The following is a 19,075-nucleotide window of genomic DNA, read 5'->3' as shown; positions in this document are numbered from 1 at the left end:
CGCGCTGACGGAGACGAGTAGCCAGGGGAGCACGCGAGACCAAGAGAGCCGCCGGTAGCTGGGAAGGCGGCCTCGCGCCCGTGGTGAAGACCCTCCCGAGTGCGGGGAGGAACGGCGTCCGGCGCCCCATGCCCCGCCGTCCGGCCCCCGTCACCGGGCCTTCGAGGCCGCGGCTCGTCCAGGGCGGCGGCGAAAGTGCGGTGGTACCGCGAGTTCCCTTCTCGCCCGCACTCCCAAGGGGTCGCGCACATCCGTACAGGAGTTGTGATGATCTCGCGTGTTCTCGTCGCCGACCTCCCCCGGCACGTCGGCGAACGGGTGCGAATAGCAGGCTGGGTGCACCGGCGGCGTCAGCTGAAATCCGTCACCTTCGTCGTGGTCCGGGACCGTTCCGGGCTCGGGCAGGTCGTCGTGGCCGGATCCGGTGGCCCGCCGGAGGAGACCGTGATCGAGGTCGAAGGCCTCGTCACCGCGAACCCGCGGGCGCCAGGCGGATTCGAAGTGACCGAGCCGTCGGTCGGGTTGCTCTCCGAACCCGCCGAACCGCCGCCGTTCGACCTCTACCGCCCTTCCTTGCGGGCGTCGTTGCCGACGGTGCTGGACAACGCCGCGCTCGCGCTGCGGCATCCGCGGCTGAAGGAGGTGTTCACGATCGCGGCGGCGAGCGTCGCCGGGTTCCGGTCGGCACTGGACGGGCTCGGGTTCACCGAAACGCAGACGCCCAAGATCGTTTCGTCGGCCACCGAATCCGGAGTGAACGTCTTCGGCATCGACTACTTCGGCGAGCGGGCGTTCCTGGCGCAGTCCCCGCAGTTCTACAAGCAGGCGCTGGTCGGGGTGTTCGAGCGGGTCTACGAGGTCGGACCGGTCTTCCGCGCCGAACCGCACGACACGGCCCGGCATCTCGCGCAGTACACGAGTCTCGACGCCGAACTCGGCTTCGTAGAAGACCACCACGACGTGATGACGGTGCTGCGTGAGGCCGTCGCGGGGATGGCCGCGGCCGTCCCGGCGAGCGGAGTCGTGGTGCCGGAAGAGATTCCGGAGATCCACTTCGCGGACGCCCAGGACCTGATCGCCCGGCTCTCCGGCGAGGACCCGCGCGGCGAACCGGACCTCGCGCCCGCGCACGAACGGTTGCTTTCGGACTGGGCGCTGCGCACGCACGGCTCGGAGTTCCTTTTCGTCACCGGGTATCCGATGGCGAAGCGGCCGTTCTACACGCACCCGGACCCGGAGCGGCCCGCGTACTCGAACAGTTTCGACCTGCTCTTCCGCGGGCTGGAACTGGTGACCGGTGGCCAGCGCTTGCATCGGTATGCCGACTACGTCACCGCGCTGGCGGTGCGGGGTGAGTCCGCCGAGCCGTACCGGGACTATCTGGACGTCTTCGCGCACGGCATGCCGCCACACGGCGGGTTCGCGCTCGGTCTCGAACGCTGGACGGCCCGGCTGCTCGGATTGCCCAACGTGCGCCAGGCGACGCTCTTCCCGCGTGACCTGCACCGCCTGGCCCCGTAAAAACGCCGCGACTCGGCACCACCGCGGGGGAGGTGCCGAGTCGCGTGGGGATCAGGCTCAGTGGAGGAAAGCGCTCCTGGCGGCCAGGTCGGCCAGCAGGGCGCGGCCCTTCTCGGCGTTGCGCGGCTGGGCCAGGACGTCATAACGCCGGGCGACCAGCTGGCTCTGCGAGATGAATCCGCGCTTGTTCTTCGATGCCGCGTACCCCAGCGCGCCGAACAGCAGGTTGAACCCGATACCACCGACGAGACCGACGAGGATCGGCACCAGTCCGGCGCCCGGGTTCAGCAGGCTCAGCACGAGGCCGAGGAACATACCGAACATCGCGCCCGACAGCGCCGAGCTGGTCAGCACCTTGCTCCAGCCCATCCGCCCGGCGATCCGCTCGACCAGGATCGGTTCCACACCGACGATGGTGACGTCCGTGATCGGGAAGTCGGTTCCCGCGAGGTGGTCGACCGCACGCTGCGCTTCGGAGTACGACTCGTAAGAGCCGATCGGCCACCCGCTGGGCAGCGTCGGGAGCTGAGCCCGCCCCTGGGGCTCGGTGAACGTGGTCTGCTGCGTGAATGCCTGTGTCATTCCTTCTCACCTCTCTTGATCCGTACAACGTTCCGGAGGTACGGATCTCCTCCCGTCCGGCGGGATTCACAGCATCTTCTCAGCCGGGCATCGCAGACAATCCGCCCAGGGATCAACTACAGTCCGAAATGGATAACCAATTAGACCATTGACCAAGTTGACCGGGTCAAGCTGACCCGGTAGGAAGAAGCCGTAAAGGTACCGCTTCGAACCTTTAGGTGAGGCTGATGGCGAACAGGCGCGGCATGCTCACACTGGATCGGCTCCGGGAACTGGTCGAGGACGGCGCCATCGACACGGTGCTGGTGGCCATCACCGACATGCAGGGCAGGCTGCAGGGCAAACGCTGCGCCGCCGAGTACTTCCTCAACGAGGTGGTCGAGCACGCCACCGAAGCGTGCAACTACCTGCTCGCGGTCGACGTCGACATGAACACCGTCGACGGCTACGAGATGTCTTCCTGGGAGACCGGCTACGGCGACTTCGTCTTGCGCCCGGACTTCGACACGCTTCGCCTGCTCCCGTGGCAGGAGGGCACCGCACTCGTCCTCGCCGACCTCGAACGGGTACAAGGCGGCGCCGTCGCCCCGTCGCCGCGCCAGATCCTGCGCGGGCAACTCGACCGGCTGGCCGCGCTCGGCCTCGCCGCCTACGTCGGCACCGAACTGGAGTTCATCGTCTTCGACGACACTTTCGAGTCGGCATGGGACAAGCGGTACCAGGGCCTTCGCCCGGCCAACCAGTACAACGTCGACTACTCGATGCTCGGCACCTCGCGGATCGAACCGCTGCTGCGCCGGATCCGCAACGACATGGGCGGCGCCGGGCTGTATGTCGAGTCGGCCAAGGGCGAGTGCAACCCCGGCCAGCACGAGATCGCGTTCCGCTACGCCGACGCGCTGACCACCTGCGACAACCACAGCGTGTACAAGACCGGGTCCAAGGAGATCGCCGCGCAAGAGGGCAAGAGTCTCACGTTCATGGCGAAGTACGACGAACGCGAGGGCAACTCCTGCCACATCCACATCAGCCTGCGCTCCACTTCGGGTCAGGCCGTGCTGGCAGGCGACGGCCCCGGCGGGTTCTCGCCGCTGATGGAGCACTTCCTCGCCGGGCAGCTCGCCGGCCTGCGGGAGCTGACCTACTTCCTCGCACCGAACATCAACTCCTACAAGCGGTTCGTCCCGGGCAGTTTCGCGCCGACCGCGGTGGCGTGGGGCACCGACAACCGCACCTGCGCGCTCCGCGTCGTCGGGCACGGGGACTCGCTCCGCACCGAGAACCGGGTACCCGGCGGCGACGTGAACCCGTACCTCGCGGTGTCCGCGCTGATCGCGGCCGGGTTGCACGGTATCGAGAACGAACTCGAGCTGGAGCCGGAGTTCCATGGCAACGCCTATGGCTCCGACAAGCCGACCGTGCCGACGACGCTGCGGGAGGCCATGGCGCTGCTCGACCGGAGCGAACTCGCCAGGTCCGCGTTCGGGGACGAGGTCGTCGACCACTACCTGAACGCGGCGATGGTCGAACTCACCGCGTACGACGCCGCCGTCACCGATTGGGAGAGGATCCGTGGGTTCGAAAGGCTCTGACCCCCTCATCGGCCTCACCTCCTATCTGGAGCCCGCGAAGTTTCTCGTCTGGGAGACCGAAGCCGCGCTGCTGCACCGGGTCTACGTCGACGGGATCGTCGCGGCGGGCGGGATCCCGGTCCTGTTGCCGCCGGTGAGCGACGCGCACGACAGGCTGGTGTCCGCCGTGGACGGTCTCGTGCTGGTGGGCGGCGCCGACGTCGACCCGGCGCGCTACGGCCAGGAGCAGCACGCGGCGACCTACATCCGGCCGAACCGGGACGCGTTCGAGTTCGGGCTGTTGCGGTCCGCTTTGGACAGTCGAAAACCGGTGCTGGGTGTGTGCCGCGGGTTGCAGATGCTCAGTGTCGCGCTGGGCGGAACGCTCGCCCAGCATCTGCCGGACACTTTGGACAGCGCGGATCACCAGCCCGCTCCGGCGACCTTCGGCGCCACGACGGTGACCCTTGCCGAGGGCAGCCGGGCCGCGTCGATCCTCGGCACCGAGACCAAGGTGCCGTGTTATCACCATCAGGCGATCGACAGGCTCGGTGACGGGCTGGTGCCGGTCGGCTGGGCCGCGGACGGGACCATCGAGGCGGCGGAACTGCCCGGCGACGACTTCGTACTCGGCGTCCAATGGCATCCCGAACAGAACCCCGACGACATCAGGCTTTTCGAGGCACTCGTAGAAGCAGCGAAGGAGCACGCATGACCACGTTCGAGGTGATCAACCCCGCCACCGAAGAGGTGGTGAGGTCGGTCGAGCCGACCTCGGCCGAGGAGACCGACGCGGCGATCGCCCGCGCGCACGCGGCGTTCCCCGCCTGGCGTGCGGTGGCCCCCGGTGACCGGGCGCGGCTGCTGCGCCGCTTCGCCGACGCCGTCGACGCCGACATCGAGAACCTCGCCCAGCTGGAGGTCGTCAACGCGGGCCACACCATCGGCAACGCGCGCTGGGAGGCGGGCAACGTCCGTGACGTGCTGACGTACTACTCGGCGTCACCGGAACGGTTGAGCGGCAAGCAGATCCCGGTACCCGGCGGGGTGAACATGACGTTCCACGAGCCGCTCGGCGTGGTCGGGGTGATCGTGCCGTGGAACTTCCCGATGCCGATCGCCGGCTGGGGGTTCGCACCCGCGCTCGCCGCCGGGAACACCGTCGTGCTCAAACCCGCCGAACTCACCCCGCTGACCGCGATCAGGCTCGGCGAACTCGCCCGCGAGGCGGGGATCCCCGAGGACGTCTTCCAGGTGCTCCCCGGTAAGGGATCCGTGGTGGGACAACGGTTCGTGGACCACCCGGCGGTGCGGAAGGTGGTGTTCACCGGCTCCACCGAGGTCGGCAAGCAGATCATGGCGGGCTGCGCCGCGCGGGTGAAACGGGTGACGCTGGAACTCGGCGGCAAGAACGCGAACATCGTGTTCGCCGACGCCGACCTGGAGAAGGCCGCGGCCACGGCGCCGTACGGCGTGTTCGACAACGCCGGGCAGGACTGCTGCGCGCGGTCGCTGATCCTGGTGCAGGCGAGCGTGTACGAGAAATTCATGGAGTCGCTGGAACCCGCCGTGAAGGGCGTCGTCGTCGGGGACCCCCGCCTGGAGGTGACCGAGATGGGGCCGCTGATCTCGGCCGGGCATCACGCGAAGGTGTCGTCCTATGTGGACGATTCCGCGCCGGTCGCCTTCCGGGGCAACGCGCCCCTGGGGCCGGGCTACTGGTTCCCGCCGACCGTCGTCACCCCGCCCGACCTGCGGCATCCGCTGGCCTCGGACGAGATCTTCGGCCCGGTCGTCGCGGTGGTCCCGTTCGCCGAGGAGGCGGACGCGGTGACCATGGCCAACGACACCGAGTACGGCCTGTCCGGCTCGATCTGGACGCGCGACGTCGGCCGCGCCTTCCGTGTCGCGCGCGGTGTCGAAGCCGGGAACCTTTCGGTGAACTCGCATTCGTCCGTCCGGTACTGGACGCCGTTCGGCGGGTTCAAGCAGTCCGGGCTGGGCCGCGAACTCGGCCCGGACGCCGTCGACGCCTTCACCGACACCAAAAACGTCTTCATCAGCACGGAGGATTAAATGGTTCAGCGTTTCGAAGGCCGCGTCGCGGTCATCACCGGCGGCAGCAGCGGCATCGGTCTCGCCACCGCTCGGCGGCTGGCGAGCGAGGGCGCGAAGGTCGTCATCGGCGACATCTCCGCCGAGGCGGGCAAGGCCGCGGCCGACGAGGTCGGGGGCCTGTTCGTGCGGGCCGACGTCACCGACGCCGAGCAGGTCGAGACCTTGTTCCAGACTACCGTGGACACTTTTGGCTCGGTCGACGTCGCGTTCAACAACGCCGGCATCTCCCCGCCGGAGGACGACTCGATCCTCACCACCGGCATCGACGCGTGGGAGAAGGTGCAGAAGGTCAACCTTACCTCGGTGTACCTGTGCTGCAAGGCGGTGCTGCCGCAGATGCGGCGGCAGGGGAAGGGCTCGATCATCAACACCGCGTCGTTCGTCGCGGTGCTGGGCGCGGCGACGTCGCAGATCTCCTACACCGCGTCCAAGGGCGGGGTGCTGGCGATGAGCCGGGAACTGGGCGTGCAGTTCGCGCGGGAGAACATCCGGGTCAACGCGCTGTGCCCGGGACCGGTGAACACGCCGCTGCTGAAGGAACTGTTCGCGAAGGACCCCGAGCGGGCCGCGCGGCGGCTGGTGCATGTGCCGGTCGGGCGGTTCGCGGAGCCGGAGGAGATCGCGGGCGCGGTCGCGTTCCTGGCGAGCGACGACGCTTCGTTCATCACCGCTTCGCAGTTCCTGGTGGACGGCGGTATCTCGGGCGCCTATGTCACCCCGCTGTGACTCCGCGTCGCCCTGAAGTACATGAAGGCCCCCTTCCTTGCGCCTAGGTATGGGAAGGGGGCCTTCATGTACTCGGGTCCCAGGGTCGGTGACGACGACCCGGCGGCCGGGCACGACGGGTGACCGTTCGCGCCAACGCCGTGGCCTTGGTGAGGTGGCCGAGGCGGCCGACAAGCGCGTGTGCGGGGAAGTGACGTGCCCGGCCTGAAGTAGACGCATGCCGAACACGCCAGGTACGGTGTGCGCACAACTACAGACAGGGCCGTTGAGCTGGAGCGGGAGAGCCCCCACGAACGTGGTGGGGCACCGAAGGAGCAAACTCCCCGGAATCTCTCAGGTACCCACTACCGCTTCCGCGAGGCCACTCTGGAAAGCAGGCGCGCAAGTGCGCCTCACCCAAGGTGAAAGCCACCCTTCGACAGGGTGGTGAAACTCTCAGGTGCCATGACAGAGGGGGAGTTCCCAGCGCACCGGTCTATCCGGCGCCTGACCCAAGGAGCTCCCTTGACCAGTACGTCCTTCGACGACCGGCACATCGGCCCCTCGGAGTCCGAGCAGGCCAAGATGCTCGCCGAGGTCGGCTACGGCAGTCTCGATGCCCTGGTGCAGGCCGCGGTGCCGTCCGCGATCCGGGTCACCCGTGACCTCGAACTTCCCCCCGCCGCGTCCGAAGAGGACGCCATCGCCGAGCTTCGCGCGCTCGCCGCGCTCAACAAGCCGATGACGCAGATGATCGGTCTCGGCTTCCACGACACGGTCACCCCGGCGGTCATCCGCCGCAACGTGCTGGAGAACCCGGCCTGGTACACGGCGTACACGCCGTATCAGCCGGAGATCTCGCAGGGCCGTCTCGAAGCCCTCCTCAACTTCCAGACCATGGTCTCCGAACTGGCCGGCCTCGCCACCGCGAACGCCTCCCTGCTCGACGAGTCCACCGCTGTCGCCGAGGCCGTCATGCTGATGCGCCGCGCGTCGAAGGCGAAGTCGAACAAGGTCGTCCTCGACGCCGAGTGTCTGCCGCAGACCATCGCGGTCGTGCGCACCCGCGCCGAGGCGATGGGCGTCGAGGTCGAGGTCCGCGACCTGCTCACCGGCCTGCCGGAGGAGTTCTTCGGTGTCGTCGTCCAGTACCCGGGTGCCTCCGGCGTGCTGCGTGGCGCGGGCTTCTACTCCGCCATTTCCGAGACCGCGAAGGCCGCCGGAGCGCTGTACACCGTCGCCGCCGACCTGCTCGCCCTCACGCTGATCACCGCGCCGGGTGAGTTCGGCGCGGACATCGCCGCCGGTTCGACCCAGCGCTTCGGCGTCCCGCTCGGTTACGGCGGCCCGCACGCCGGGTACATGGCCGTGCGCGCCGGGCTTGAGCGCTCGCTGCCGGGCCGTCTCGTCGGGGTCTCGGTCGACGCCGACGGCAACCCCGCGTACCGCCTCGCCCTCCAGACCCGCGAGCAGCACATCCGCCGCGAGAAGGCGACCTCCAACATCTGCACCGCGCAGGTCCTGCCCGCCGTGCTCGCCGCGATGTACGCGGTCTACCACGGTCCGGACGGCCTCAAGCGCATCGCCACCCGCGTCCACGAACTCGCCGGCGGCCTGGCGGACGCCCTCCGCGCGGGCGGCGTCGAGGTCGTCCACGAGGGCTTCTTCGACACCGTCCTCGCCCGTCTGCCCGGCCAGGCCGAAGCGGTCGTCGCCGTGGCCCGCGAGCACGGGATCAACCTCGGCCTCGTCGACGCCGACCACGTCCGCATCGCCGTCGACGAGGTCACCACGCCCGCGATCATCGCCAAGGTGCTCAACGCCTTCGGGATCGAAGGCCCGGCCGCCGAGGCACCGGCGCTGCCCGTCGGCTTGCACCGGGAGAGCGAGTACCTCACCCACGAGGTCTTCCACTCGCACCGCTCCGAGACCGCGATGCTGCGTTACCTGCGCAGCCTGTCCGACCTGGACTACGCGCTCGACCGCGGCATGATCCCGCTCGGCTCCTGCACGATGAAGCTCAACGCCACCACCGAGATGGAGCCGATCAGCTGGCGCGAGTTCGCGGGCATCCACCCGTTCGCCCCCGCTGACCAGGCCGAGGGCTATCACGTGCTGGTCGAGCAGTTGTCGACCTGGCTCGCCGAGGTCACCGGCTACGACAAGGTGTCGCTGCAGCCGAACGCGGGCAGCCAGGGCGAGCTCGCCGGTCTGCTCGCGATCCGCGCGTACCACCACGCCAACGGGCAGCAGGAGCGCGAGGTCTGCCTGATCCCGTCGTCCGCGCACGGCACGAACGCCGCCTCCGCGGTGATGGCCGGGATGCGCGTCGTCGTGGTCAAGTGCACCGACGAGGGCAACGTCGACCTCGATGACCTGCGTGCCAAGGTCGAGGCCAACCGCGACACGCTGTCCGCGATCATGGTCACGTACCCGTCCACGCACGGCGTGTACGAGCACGGCATCGACGAGCTGGCCAAGATCGTCCACGACGCGGGCGGCCAGGTCTACGTCGACGGCGCGAACCTCAACGCCCTGCTGGGCCTGGCGAAGCCGGGCGAGTTCGGCGGCGACGTCTCGCACCTGAACCTGCACAAGACCTTCTGCATCCCGCACGGTGGCGGCGGCCCCGGCGTCGGCCCGGTCGCGGTGCGCGCGCACCTCGCGCCGTACCTGCCGAACCACCCCATGCTGGAGAAGGCGGGCCCCGAAACCGGTGTCGGCCCGATCAGCGCGGCCCCGTTCGGCTCGGCCTCGATCCTGCCGATCTCCTGGGCCTACGTCCGCATGATGGGCGCCGGCGGGCTCACCGCAGCGACGCAGGTCGCGGTCCTCGCGGCGAACTACGTGGCCAAGCGCCTCAACCAGCACTACCCGGTGCTCTACACCGGCCAGGACGGCCTGGTCGCGCACGAGTGCATCCTCGACCTGCGCGGGCTCACCAAGGAGACCGGCGTCAGCGTCGACGACGTCGCGAAGCGCCTGATCGACTACGGCTTCCACGCCCCGACCATGTCGTTCCCGGTCGCGGGCACGCTGATGGTCGAGCCGACGGAATCCGAGGACCTCGGCGAGATCGATCGCTTCATCGAGGCGATGATCGCCATCCGCGGCGAGATCGACGCCGTCGCGCAGGGCCGCTGGAGCGCGGACAACAGCCCGCTGCGGAACGCGCCGCACACCGCGGAAACCCTGGTCGGCGACTGGGACCTGCCCTACGACCGTGAACTGGCGGTGTACCCCGCCGGAGTGAACCGCAAGGCCAAGTACTGGCCTCCGGTGCGCCGCATCGACGGTGCGCGCGGGGACCGTAACCTCGTCTGCTCCTGCCCGCCGCTCAACGCCTACGAGAACTGAGGCACTTGATGTCGAAAGAGACGTCCCTGCACGGAGTCCACAAAGGACTGGGTGCGCTGTTCACCGACTTCGCGGGCTGGTCGATGCCGATCCGCTATTCCAGCGAACTGGCGGAGCACAAGGCGGTCCGCGAGGCCGCTGGCCTGTTCGACCTCTCCCACATGGCCGAGATCGAGGTGACCGGCCTGCAGGCCGCCGACGTCCTCGATTTCGCGCTGGTCGGCAACCTGTCCGGCGTCAAGCCGGGCCGGGCGCGCTACACGATGATCTGCGACGAGACCGGCGGCGTGCTGGACGACCTGGTCGTCTACCGCCTCGCCGACGAGAAGTTCCTGGTCGTGGCGAACGCGGGCAACGCCGCCGTGGTCGCGGAGGCGCTGGCCGAGCGGGTCTCCGGATTCGACGCGGTCGTCGACAACAAGTCCGAGGACGTCGCGCTGATCGCCGTCCAGGGACCGAAGGCCGTCGAGATCCTCGGCGCCGTCACCGACGCCGACCTCGGCGCGCTCAAGTATTACGCGAGCGTCCCAGCCGTCGTGAAGGGGCACGACGTCCTGCTGGCCCGCACCGGCTACACCGGCGAGGACGGCTTCGAGCTGTACGTCCCGGCAGGTGAGGCTCCCGCCGTCTGGCGCATCCTCACCGAGGCCGGCGAGCCGCACGGCCTGCTCCCGGCGGGTCTCGCCTGCCGCGACACGCTGCGCCTCGAAGCCGGGATGCCGTTGTACGGCAACGAACTCAGCCTCCAGCTGAGCCCGTTCGAAGCCGGTCTCGGCCGCGTCGTCAAGTTCGAGAAGCCGGGCGACTTCGTCGGCAAGGCCGCGCTCGAGGAACTGTCCAAGAAGGACGTTCCCCGGGTTCGCGTCGGGCTCAAGGGCTCCGGCCGCCGCGCCCCGCGCCACGGCTACACCGTCCTGGCAGGCGAGACCGAGATCGGTGAGGTCACCAGCGGTGCCCTGTCGCCGACCCTCGGTTACCCGATCGCCATGGCGTACGTGGACCGGGAGCACGCCGAGCCCGGCACCGAGCTTTCCGTCGACATCCGGGGCCGTATCGAGCCCGTCGAGGTCGTCGCCCTGCCCTTCTACTCCCGCGCCTGAAAGGCCCTTTCGCAACCATGAGCATCCCCCAGGACCTGAAGTACACGAAGGAACACGAGTGGCTGAACGTCGCCGACGGCGTCGCCACCGTGGGCATCACCGCCTTCGCCGCCGAGTCGCTCGGTGACATCGTGTTCGTCCAGCTTCCCTCGGTCGGCGACACGGTCACCGCGGGCGAGGTGTTCGGCGAGGTCGAGTCCACCAAGTCGGTCAGCGAGCTGTACGCACCCGTGGACGGCGAGGTCGTCGAGGTGAACGGGGCCACAACGGACACCCCCGAGCTGATCAACTCGGACCCGTACGCCGAAGGATGGCTCCTGAAGGTGCGTCTGTCCGGTGACGTGCCCGCCCTGCTCGACGCCCAGGCGTACGCCGTGCTCACCCAGGAGAGCTGAGATGTTCAACGCAAGCCTGTCCGAAGTGGACCCCGAGGTCGCCGCGGCCGTCGCCGCCGAACTCGGCCGGCAGCAGTCGACCCTGGAAATGATCGCGTCGGAGAACTTCGCCCCGGTGGGCGTGCTCGAAGCGCAGGGTTCGGTGCTGACCAACAAGTACGCCGAGGGTTACCCCGGCCGCCGCTACTACGGCGGTTGCGAACACGTCGACGTCATCGAGCAGCTGGCGATCGACCGCGCGAAGGCCCTCTTCGGTGCCGAGCACGCCAACGTCCAGCCGCATTCGGGCGCGCAGGCCAACGCCGCCGCCATGGTCGCGGTGCTCAACCCCGGCGACACCATCCTCGGCCTCGACCTCGCCCACGGCGGTCACCTGACCCATGGGATGAAGATCAATTTCTCTGGCAAGCTCTACAACGTCGTCGCCTACCATGTCGACAAGGAGACCGGGATCGTCGACGTCGAGGAGATCGAGCGCCTCGCCAAGGAGCACAAGCCGAAGCTGATCATCGCCGGCTGGTCGGCGTACCCGCGTCAGCTCGACTTCGCCGAGTTCCGCCGTATCGCCGACGAGGTCGGCGCGAAGGTCATGGTCGACATGGCGCACTTCGCCGGTCTCGTCGCCGCCGGGCTGCACCCGAGCCCCGTGCCGTACGCGGACATCGTCACCACGACCACGCACAAGACCCTCGGCGGCCCGCGCGGCGGCATCATCCTGTGCCGCCAGGAACTCGCCAAGAAGATCAACTCGGCGGTGTTCCCCGGCCAGCAGGGTGGTCCGCTGGAGCACGTCATCGCCGCCAAGGCCGTCGCGCTGAAGGTCGCCGCGAGCGAGGAGTTCCGCGAGCGTCAGCAGCGGGTCCTCGAAGGCGCGAAGATCCTCGCCGACCGCCTTTCGCGCACCGACTGCGCCGAGGCGGGCGTCCGCGTGCTGACCGGCGGGACCGACGTGCACCTGGTGCTCGTCGATCTGGTCAACTCCACTTTGGACGGTCAGCAGGCCGAAGACCGGCTGCACTCGGTCGGCATCACGGTCAACCGCAACGCCGTCCCGTTCGACCCGCGCCCGCCGATGATCACCTCGGGCCTGCGGATCGGCACTCCGGCCCTGGCGACTCGCGGCTTCGACGCCGAGGACTTCGCCGAGGTCGGCGACATCATCGCCGAGGCGCTGCGCCCGGACTTCGACGAGGACCTGCGCCAGTCGCTGTCCGCCAGGGTCGAGCTGCTGGCCAAGAAGCACCCGCTGTACGCGGACCTCAACCGATGAGCGCGGTCCCCGAGGGGCGCAAACTTCTCCGGCTCGAGGTCCGCAACGCGCAGACGCCGATCGAGAAAAAGCCGCCGTGGATCAAGACCCGCGCGCGGATGGGGCCCGAGTTCACCGAGCTCAAGGGCCTGGTCAAGCGTGAAGGCCTGCACACCGTGTGCGAGGAGGCCGGTTGCCCCAACATCTACGAGTGCTGGGAGGACCGTGAGGCGACGTTCCTGATCGGTGGGGATCAGTGCACGCGGCGTTGTGACTTCTGTCAGATTGACACTGGGAAGCCCGAGGCGCTGGACACGACCGAGCCGCGCAAGGTGGCGGAGTCGGTGCAGGCCATGGGGTTGCGCTACTCGACGGTGACCGGTGTGGCGCGGGACGATCTGGAGGACGGCGGCGCGTGGTTGTACGCGGAGACCGTGCGTCAGATTCATGCGCTGAATCCGGGTACCGGTGTCGAGTTGTTGATCCCGGACTTCAACGCGGATCCGGATCAGCTGGCCGAGGTGTTCGGTTCGCGGCCGGAGGTGTTGGCGCACAACGTTGAGACGGTGCCGCGGATTTTCAAGCGGATCCGCCCCGGTTTTCGGTACGCGCGGTCGCTGGAGGTCATCACGCGGGCTCGTGAGGCCGGTTTGGTGACGAAGTCGAACTTGATTCTGGGCATGGGTGAGACTCCGGAGGAGGTGGCTCCGGCGATGCGGGATCTGGTCGACGCGGGTTGTGAGATCTTGACGATCACTCAGTATCTGCGTCCTTCGCCGCGGCATCATCCGGTGGACCGGTGGGTCAAGCCGGAGGAGTTCGTCGAGCATTCGAAGGCTGCCGAGGCGATGGGTTTCGCTGGTGTGATGGCCGGGCCGCTCGTACGCTCGTCTTATCGGGCCGGTCGTCTTTTCGCGCAGACGAAGGCCCACCGCGGCGAAGCACTGTCGGAGAACCTGGCCCACCTTGCCGCCGAAGGCCCCGCGGCCCAAGAAGCCAGCTCACTGCTGGCCAGATAGGAAGGAGGGCAGATCAATGGCGATCAGCGTCTTCGACCTGTTTTCGATCGGGATCGGCCCCTCCAGCTCCCATACGGTCGGTCCGATGAGGGCCGCACTGACCTTTGTGGACGGTCTCGCCGAGGACGGCGACCTGTCCGCCACGGCGCGTGTCCAGTCCGAACTCTTCGGGTCACTGGGCGCGACCGGGTTCGGGCACGGCAGCGACAAGGCCGTGCTGCTCGGGTTGTCCGGGGAGCGTCCGGAGGAGATCGACACCGAAACGGTGCCCGGCAAGATCGCCGAGATCCGGGAATCGTGTCTGCTGAAGGTGCGCGGAGAGCACGAGATCGTGTTTACCGAGGACACCGACTTGACCATGCACCGGCGGAAGTCGTTGCCCGCGCACCCGAACGGGATGATCTTCCGCGCGTTCGACGCCGACGGGAAGGTACTGCGCGAGCGGACCTACTACTCCGTCGGCGGCGGCTTCGTGCGCGACGAGTCCTACGAGACCGACACTGTCGTCGTCGAGGACTCGACGCGGCTGGAGTTCCCCTTCCGCACCGGCGCGGATCTGCTGAAGCACTGCGAGGACACCGGGCTGCCGATCAGCGAGATCATGCTGCGCAACGAACTCTCCTGGCGTACACGCGAGGAGGTCCGCGAAGGCCTGCTGGAGATCTGGCAGGTCATGGTGGAATGCGTGCACAACGGCTGCGAGCACGAAGGTGTTTTGCCTGGCGGACTGAAGGTGCCGCGCCGCGCGAAGGCGTTGCACGAGAAGCTGCTCGCCGAAGACGGCGTCGGTGACCCGCTGTACGCCATGGACTGGGTGAGCCTGTACGCGCTGGCGGTCAACGAGGAGAACGCCGCGGGTGGCCGCGTCGTCACCGCGCCGACCAACGGCGCCGCCGGGATCATCCCGGCGGTCCTGCACTACTACCAGCGGTTCATCCGGGGTTCGTCGGACGACGGCATCGTGACGTTCATGCTCACCGCGGGCGCGATCGGCTCGATCCTGAAGCAGACGGGCTCGATCTCCGGTGCCGAGGTCGGCTGTCAGGGCGAGGTCGGTTCGGCCAGCGCGATGGCCGCCGCCGGGCTCACCGAGGTCCTGGGCGGCTCGCCCGCGCAGGTGGAGAACGCCGCCGAGATCGGCGTCGAACACCACCTGGGGCTCACTTGTGACCCGGTCGGCGGGCTGGTGCAGATTCCGTGCATCGAGCGCAACGCCGTCGGCGCGTCCAAGGCGATCCATGCCGCGCGGATGGCGATGCGCGGTGACGGCTCGCACGTCGTCACGCTGGACAAGGCGATCAAGACCATGCGCGAGACCGGTGCCGACATGAGTGTGAAGTACAAGGAGACCGCACGCGGCGGCCTGGCCGTCAACGTCATCGAGTGCTGACACCCCCGGCTGCAGGGGCCTTTCACCGCATGGGATGTGGTGAAAGGCCCTTCAGGCACGCCGCTTCTTAATGGGGAATCGCTCGACGCCGCGCTCTGTTATTTTCCAGACATCGGGATTTCGATTGGCGGCATACGTGATCACATCTTGGAGATTGACCTCTACCAAGTGGAGAAGATGATCTCGGGTGGCTTCCCCGGGCAGGTAGAACATGTGGACCTTCGCGGCGCGGTACGCGCTTAGCTCGTGAGGTCGCTCCATGATCTTGGCATCACGATTAAGTACAACCCAGCCAGTGTTGGCGATCTTCCCGAGCCATTCGGTATCTGCCGCCCCAAGCGATTCAGCTCTGGTGCCGAAGACCTCTGGTGGCGTGTGACATGGATAGCCGAGTCCGACGAGAAAACGCCGGACTGATCGAGTCACGGCGTTCTCGTCGAGGTAGAACTCAGGCGGCGCGGCCCAGGAGGACGCGTGCGGCGGCCCGGACGGCTTCGATGCCGATTCCGTGCTCTTCGGCGACGATGGCAGGTTCTTCACCTGCTCTCAGCATCGCGGCTACGTTCGAGACCCGTGCGCCGGAGCCAACGAAAACAGGTTGCCCTGAGGATCGATAAGGATCAATGGCTACAGCGGAGGGCTCGAAGACCTTGAGCTTGAGGTGGTTGGGGAGGTTGTCGGAACCGAATCCGACATACGTGAGGTAGTCTTGCACGATCTCGCGAATCACGGTCTGACCCGAACGGCCCTCGATCAGGCCGGCACCAGCCTCGGTTTTGGAGAAATCCCACAGCACTGAGATTCCATCGGTCACGAGGGCAGGCGATACGAGTACGTACTCTCGTCCGAACTCGCGTTGGAGCTTTTCCAGCGCTGGGCGGATCCGCTGGGGTCGAACTCCGGCTTGACGGAGCCCTTCGAGAACCCATGCCTCGGCGAGCGCGATGAAGGGAACACTCGCCTGGCGAATATTGTCGGTTGCGGAAATGTGCAGCAGCGGGCCGCCGCGAGGGTAGCCTCGCGCCCAGCGGTGGAAGGTCTGTTGAGGAACACCCAGATGGCGAGCAGCATCTGTCATGCTCATCAGGGCTCGGGTAAACCTCACATCTTTGTCCACGTCATCCTCCTCTCCTGGAGACCATATCCGCTCTCCTGCCGCATGTGATCGACAGACACCCGGCTCGCGGTACATGCGTGTGCAAGTACCGCAACAAGAGGACGACTTGCGGGCGGCCTAAACTCGGGTGGTGGAGTCGAAAGCGGGTGACGCGCTGTTCCGCCCGGTGCGCGCGGGCAACGCCTTCGAGGAGACCGTCGAAAGGCTGCTTCAGGCGATCCGGCTCGGCGTGGTGGGCGCGGGGGAGCGGCTGCCTTCGGAGCGGGAACTCGCGGAGCGGCTCGGCATCAGCCGGGTGACGCTGCGGGAAGCGATCCGCGCGCTGGCCGACGCCGGATACGTCGAGTCGCGGCGTGGGCGCTACGGCGGCACGTTCGTCAACGACGCCCTGCCCGATCCGCCCGCCGCCGACGGGCGGAAGGTCGACAACGCCACGCTGGAGGACGCGCTGGGCCTGCGGCACGTCCTGGAAACCGGCGCCGCCGAGATGGCGGCGTCGCGTTCCCTCACCCCGGCCGACCGGCAGCACCTGACCAGCACGCTCGCCGAAGCCGCCGCGGCCGACGTCGGCGATTACCGGCGTAAGGATTCGCGGCTGCACCTGGCGATCGCCGAGGTCACCGCGTCCGGCTCGCTGACCACGGCGATGGCCGACGCACGGATGCGGGTCAACCAGCTGCTCGACATGATCCCGCTGCTCGAACCGAATCTGGAGCACTCGAACGCCCAGCACGAGGCCATCGTCGACGCGATCCTCGCCGGTGACCCCGAGGCGGCCCGCCGGGCGATGACCGAGCACGTCGAAGGCACCGCTTCGCTGCTTCGCGCCTTCCTCGCCTGAGGGACACTCGTGGGGCAGCTGGGGTCAATGTGACCATCGAGCCCTTTCGCGGACCTTCAGTACGTGGCCTGCGGCGAAGCTCTCCCCGCGTTTCGTCCTCTGGTTGCGGTAGTTCGTGCCGCCAACTACCGCAACTAGAGGACGAAACGCGGAAGGAGAGGGCAGGACACGAATCGGTGATTTTCCCACAACCTTTTCACTCGTTCGGGCGTCTTACCTGGCGTGGAGAACCCGGATGACGAGACCGCACCCGAGTCGGATACCACGGCCACCCCGGAGCCGAAGGGAAAGAAACGCAGGTGGCGCCGCATCGCTGCCTGGGCACTGGGCCTCCTGATCGGCATCCCGGTAGTCGCGTTCGGCATCGCGTACGTCCTGCTCGACGTCCGCAGCCCGCAAGAGGTGCTCGCCGACCTCGACAAGACCGTCGTCCTGCAGAACGCCGACGGTTCCGAACTGCTCAAGGTGATCCCGACCGGCGGCGACCGGCTGTTCGTGCCCTACGGCGCCATCCCCCCGAAGCTGCGGGACGCGATCGTCGCGACCGAGGACCCGACCTTCTGGGACAACGAGGGCTTCGACCTCACCGGACTCGGCCGCGCGCTGGTGACCGGCGTCGGCGGTGGCTCGGGGATCACCCAGCAGTACATCAAGAAGTCCACCGGCAACGAGGACGCCACCCTCACCCGCAAGTTCTCCGAACTGGTGCTCGCCACGAAGATCACCCAGCAGCAGACCAAGAAGGAGATCTTCGAGAGCTACATCAACATCATTTCGTTCGGCCGCGGCACCTACGGCCCGGCGTCGGCGATGAGCGCCTACTTCGGCCGCAAGCTCGACGATTCGATCACCTGGAGTGAGGCGGCTTTCCTCGCCGGGATGATCCAGTCGCCTTCGGTGCACGACCCGTACGCCTCCAGCCACCAGCACGCCATGAAGCGCTGGTCCTACGTGGTGAACAAGCTGGTCGCGCGGGGTTACGTCAGCCAGGCCGAAGCGGCCACGATGACCTATCCGGAGGACGCGATCCAGGCGCCGTCGGAGACCCGCGCCGGCCGCGTCACCTACGAGGAGTACCACATCAAGCAGCGGGTCCTCGCCGAGCTGGAACAGGTCGGCTATCCGCTGGACCGGCTCCGCGGCGGCGCGATGAAGATCGAGACGACCATCGATCCGCGTGCCCAGGCCGAAGCCGAGAAGGTGGTCAAGGAACGGCTGAAAGGCCAGCCCGAGCACTTCCGGGCCTCACTGGTCGCCGTCGAACCCGGGACCGGCGCCATCCGTGCCTACAACGGCGGCGGCTGGAGCGTGCACGACTACGCCGGTACCCCGTACGGCACCGGCGCGGCCTTCCAGCCGTTCACCCTCGCCGCAGGCCTCGAACGGGGCATCGACGTGGACGAGCCGCTGAAGCCACCGGCGCAGGTCGATTTCCTCGGCGAGACCTTCAAGTTCCAGGAGCAGTGCGGCGAGGCCGGGAAGTGCACGCTGCGCGAAGCGATCGGGCGGGGCGCTCAGGGGCCGTTCGTCGACCTGGCGAAGAAACTCGGCGCGGAAGCGGTCCGGAGCGGCGCCCGTGCGGCCGGAATCCCCGAGACCATCGACGGCGAGGTGACCCTGCGCGAGAAGGACGGGTTCCTGATCGGCCCTGGGATCGCGGTCGGCCGGTATCCTCTGCGGCCCAGCGACATGGCGGGCGCCTACGCCACCTTCGCCGCCGACGGCATGCGCGCCACCCCGCATCTGGTGTCGAAGATCCGGGACGAACACGGCGAAATCGTGTGGGAACGCCCTTCGGACAAGGCGCCCGCCTTCGGTGACGACGAGACGCTGAGCCGCCGGATCGCCGGCACGGTCAGCAGCGTGCTGACCACCGGGATGAAGGACCGCCCGGCGGCGATGAAGACCGGCGACTTCCAGTACAACGAGACCGACGACAACGCCGGTGGCTGGGCGGTCGGCTACACGCCGCGGCTTTCGACGGCGGTGTGGGTCGGCTCCGACCAGCCGCGCCGGATGCGGGACGCCGCCGGGGAGAAGCTGACCGGCAAGACGATCCCGGCCGACATGTGGCAGCGCTTCATGAACGGCGTCCACTCGCCTCGGTGAC

At 68.0% G+C, this 19,075-nt stretch carries 16 protein-coding genes and 1 riboswitch; of the genes, 13 read left to right on the top strand and 3 right to left on the bottom strand.

All coding sequences use genetic code 11. The features are described 5' to 3' along the window. The first annotated feature begins 267 nt into the window (after nt 1-267). Complete coding sequence (gene aspS, locus BS329_RS03300) at nt 268-1,521, top strand: aspartate--tRNA(Asn) ligase (RefSeq protein ID WP_076155536.1); 1,254 nt, start codon at nt 268-270, stop codon at nt 1,519-1,521. Between the two features lie 57 nt (nt 1,522-1,578). Here aspS and BS329_RS03295 read toward each other — a convergent pair whose 3' ends face one another. Continuing rightward, entirely contained in the window at nt 1,579-2,103 is a 525-nt protein-coding gene (locus BS329_RS03295) for a YflT domain-containing protein (RefSeq protein WP_076155535.1), read from the bottom strand. A 227-nt stretch (nt 2,104-2,330) separates the two neighbouring features. Here BS329_RS03295 and BS329_RS03290 point away from each other — a divergent pair, with 227 nt between their 5' ends. From BS329_RS03290 to BS329_RS03245, 10 genes are all read left to right on the top strand, one after another. Next, complete coding sequence (locus BS329_RS03290) at nt 2,331-3,695, top strand: glutamine synthetase family protein (protein ID WP_084749351.1); 1,365 nt, start codon at nt 2,331-2,333, stop codon at nt 3,693-3,695. Next, nucleotides 3,676-4,389: a gamma-glutamyl-gamma-aminobutyrate hydrolase family protein gene (locus BS329_RS03285; protein ID WP_076155533.1), complete on the top strand. Its 714-nt coding sequence runs from the start codon at nt 3,676-3,678 to the stop codon at nt 4,387-4,389. Before BS329_RS03290 ends, BS329_RS03285 begins: the two co-directional genes overlap by 20 nt. Further along, a complete protein-coding gene (locus BS329_RS03280; protein WP_076155532.1) occupies nt 4,386-5,750 on the top strand; it encodes an aldehyde dehydrogenase family protein in 1,365 nt (454 codons plus the stop codon). The genes BS329_RS03285 and BS329_RS03280 overlap by 4 nt, the downstream gene beginning before the upstream one ends. Then, entirely contained in the window at nt 5,751-6,518 is a 768-nt protein-coding gene (locus tag BS329_RS03275; protein ID WP_076155530.1) for a 3-oxoacyl-ACP reductase, read from the top strand. It begins immediately after the preceding gene. A gap of 266 nt (nt 6,519-6,784) precedes the next feature. Next, nucleotides 6,785-6,878: riboswitch (glycine riboswitch) on the top strand. Nucleotides 6,879-7,022: 144 nt separating this feature from the next. Then, a complete protein-coding gene (gene gcvP / locus BS329_RS03270) occupies nt 7,023-9,854 on the top strand; it encodes an aminomethyl-transferring glycine dehydrogenase (RefSeq protein ID WP_076155528.1) in 2,832 nt (943 codons plus the stop codon). Nucleotides 9,855-9,862: 8 nt separating this feature from the next. Continuing rightward, nucleotides 9,863-10,954, top strand: coding sequence for a glycine cleavage system aminomethyltransferase GcvT (gene gcvT, locus BS329_RS03265; protein ID WP_076155527.1), 1,092 nt, complete (start codon nt 9,863-9,865; stop codon nt 10,952-10,954). Between the two features lie 17 nt (nt 10,955-10,971). Further along, nucleotides 10,972-11,349 carry a glycine cleavage system protein GcvH gene (gcvH, locus tag BS329_RS03260; protein ID WP_076155525.1) on the top strand — a complete coding sequence of 126 codons (378 nt, stop codon included), beginning with the start codon at nt 10,972-10,974 and terminating at the stop codon, nt 11,347-11,349. Nucleotide 11,350: 1 nt separating this feature from the next. Then, the gene (gene glyA / locus BS329_RS03255) at nt 11,351-12,619 is read left to right on the top strand and encodes a serine hydroxymethyltransferase (RefSeq protein WP_076155524.1); all 1,269 of its coding nucleotides are present in this window, start codon (nt 11,351-11,353) and stop codon (nt 12,617-12,619) included. After that, nucleotides 12,616-13,617: a lipoyl synthase gene (lipA, locus tag BS329_RS03250; RefSeq protein ID WP_076155522.1), complete on the top strand. Its 1,002-nt coding sequence runs from the start codon at nt 12,616-12,618 to the stop codon at nt 13,615-13,617. The genes glyA and lipA overlap by 4 nt, the downstream gene beginning before the upstream one ends. Nucleotides 13,618-13,633: 16 nt before the next feature. Continuing rightward, a complete protein-coding gene (locus BS329_RS03245; protein WP_076155521.1) occupies nt 13,634-15,007 on the top strand; it encodes an L-serine ammonia-lyase in 1,374 nt (457 codons plus the stop codon). Nucleotides 15,008-15,058: 51 nt separating this feature from the next. On the opposite strand, the gene BS329_RS43265 is transcribed toward BS329_RS03245, so the two are convergent. Next, nucleotides 15,059-15,433 (bottom strand): PIN-like domain-containing protein, encoded by a 375-nt coding sequence (locus tag BS329_RS43265; protein ID WP_158075747.1) that lies wholly within the window; start codon nt 15,431-15,433, stop codon nt 15,059-15,061. A 22-nt stretch (nt 15,434-15,455) separates the two neighbouring features. Further along, complete coding sequence (locus BS329_RS03235) at nt 15,456-16,124, bottom strand: DUF433 domain-containing protein (protein WP_076155518.1); 669 nt, start codon at nt 16,122-16,124, stop codon at nt 15,456-15,458. 130 nt (nt 16,125-16,254) lie between these two features. On the opposite strand from BS329_RS03235, the gene BS329_RS03230 reads away from it, so the two are divergent. Both BS329_RS03230 and BS329_RS03225 read left to right on the top strand, forming a co-directional pair. Next, a complete protein-coding gene (locus BS329_RS03230; protein WP_076155516.1) occupies nt 16,255-16,965 on the top strand; it encodes a FadR/GntR family transcriptional regulator in 711 nt (236 codons plus the stop codon). Nucleotides 16,966-17,187: 222 nt separating this feature from the next. After that, nucleotides 17,188-19,074, top strand: coding sequence for a transglycosylase domain-containing protein (locus tag BS329_RS03225; protein ID WP_076155514.1), 1,887 nt, complete (start codon nt 17,188-17,190; stop codon nt 19,072-19,074). The last annotated feature ends 1 nt before the right edge of the window (nt 19,075 follow it).

It is taken from the genome of Amycolatopsis coloradensis (assembly GCF_001953865.1).
Lineage (GTDB): Bacteria > Actinomycetota > Actinomycetes > Mycobacteriales > Pseudonocardiaceae > Amycolatopsis > Amycolatopsis coloradensis.
This window is presented reverse-complemented; position numbering and strand designations above follow the sequence as displayed.

Bases quoted from the DNA above. Each gene is read 5' to 3' on its own strand.
- aspS (WP_076155536.1), top strand. From the start codon at position 268: ATGATCTCGCGTGTTCTCGTCGCCGACCTCCCCCGGCACGTCGGCGAA.
- BS329_RS03295 (WP_076155535.1), bottom strand. From the start codon at position 2,103: ATGACACAGGCATTCACGCAGCAGACCACGTTCACCGAGCCCCAGGGG.
- BS329_RS03290 (WP_084749351.1), top strand. From the start codon at position 2,331: ATGGCGAACAGGCGCGGCATGCTCACACTGGATCGGCTCCGGGAACTG.
- BS329_RS03280 (WP_076155532.1), top strand. From the start codon at position 4,386: ATGACCACGTTCGAGGTGATCAACCCCGCCACCGAAGAGGTGGTGAGG.
- BS329_RS03275 (WP_076155530.1), top strand. From the start codon at position 5,751: ATGGTTCAGCGTTTCGAAGGCCGCGTCGCGGTCATCACCGGCGGCAGC.
- gcvT (WP_076155527.1), top strand. From the start codon at position 9,863: ATGTCGAAAGAGACGTCCCTGCACGGAGTCCACAAAGGACTGGGTGCG.
- gcvH (WP_076155525.1), top strand. From the start codon at position 10,972: ATGAGCATCCCCCAGGACCTGAAGTACACGAAGGAACACGAGTGGCTG.
- glyA (WP_076155524.1), top strand. From the start codon at position 11,351: ATGTTCAACGCAAGCCTGTCCGAAGTGGACCCCGAGGTCGCCGCGGCC.
- lipA (WP_076155522.1), top strand. From the start codon at position 12,616: ATGAGCGCGGTCCCCGAGGGGCGCAAACTTCTCCGGCTCGAGGTCCGC.
- BS329_RS03245 (WP_076155521.1), top strand. From the start codon at position 13,634: ATGGCGATCAGCGTCTTCGACCTGTTTTCGATCGGGATCGGCCCCTCC.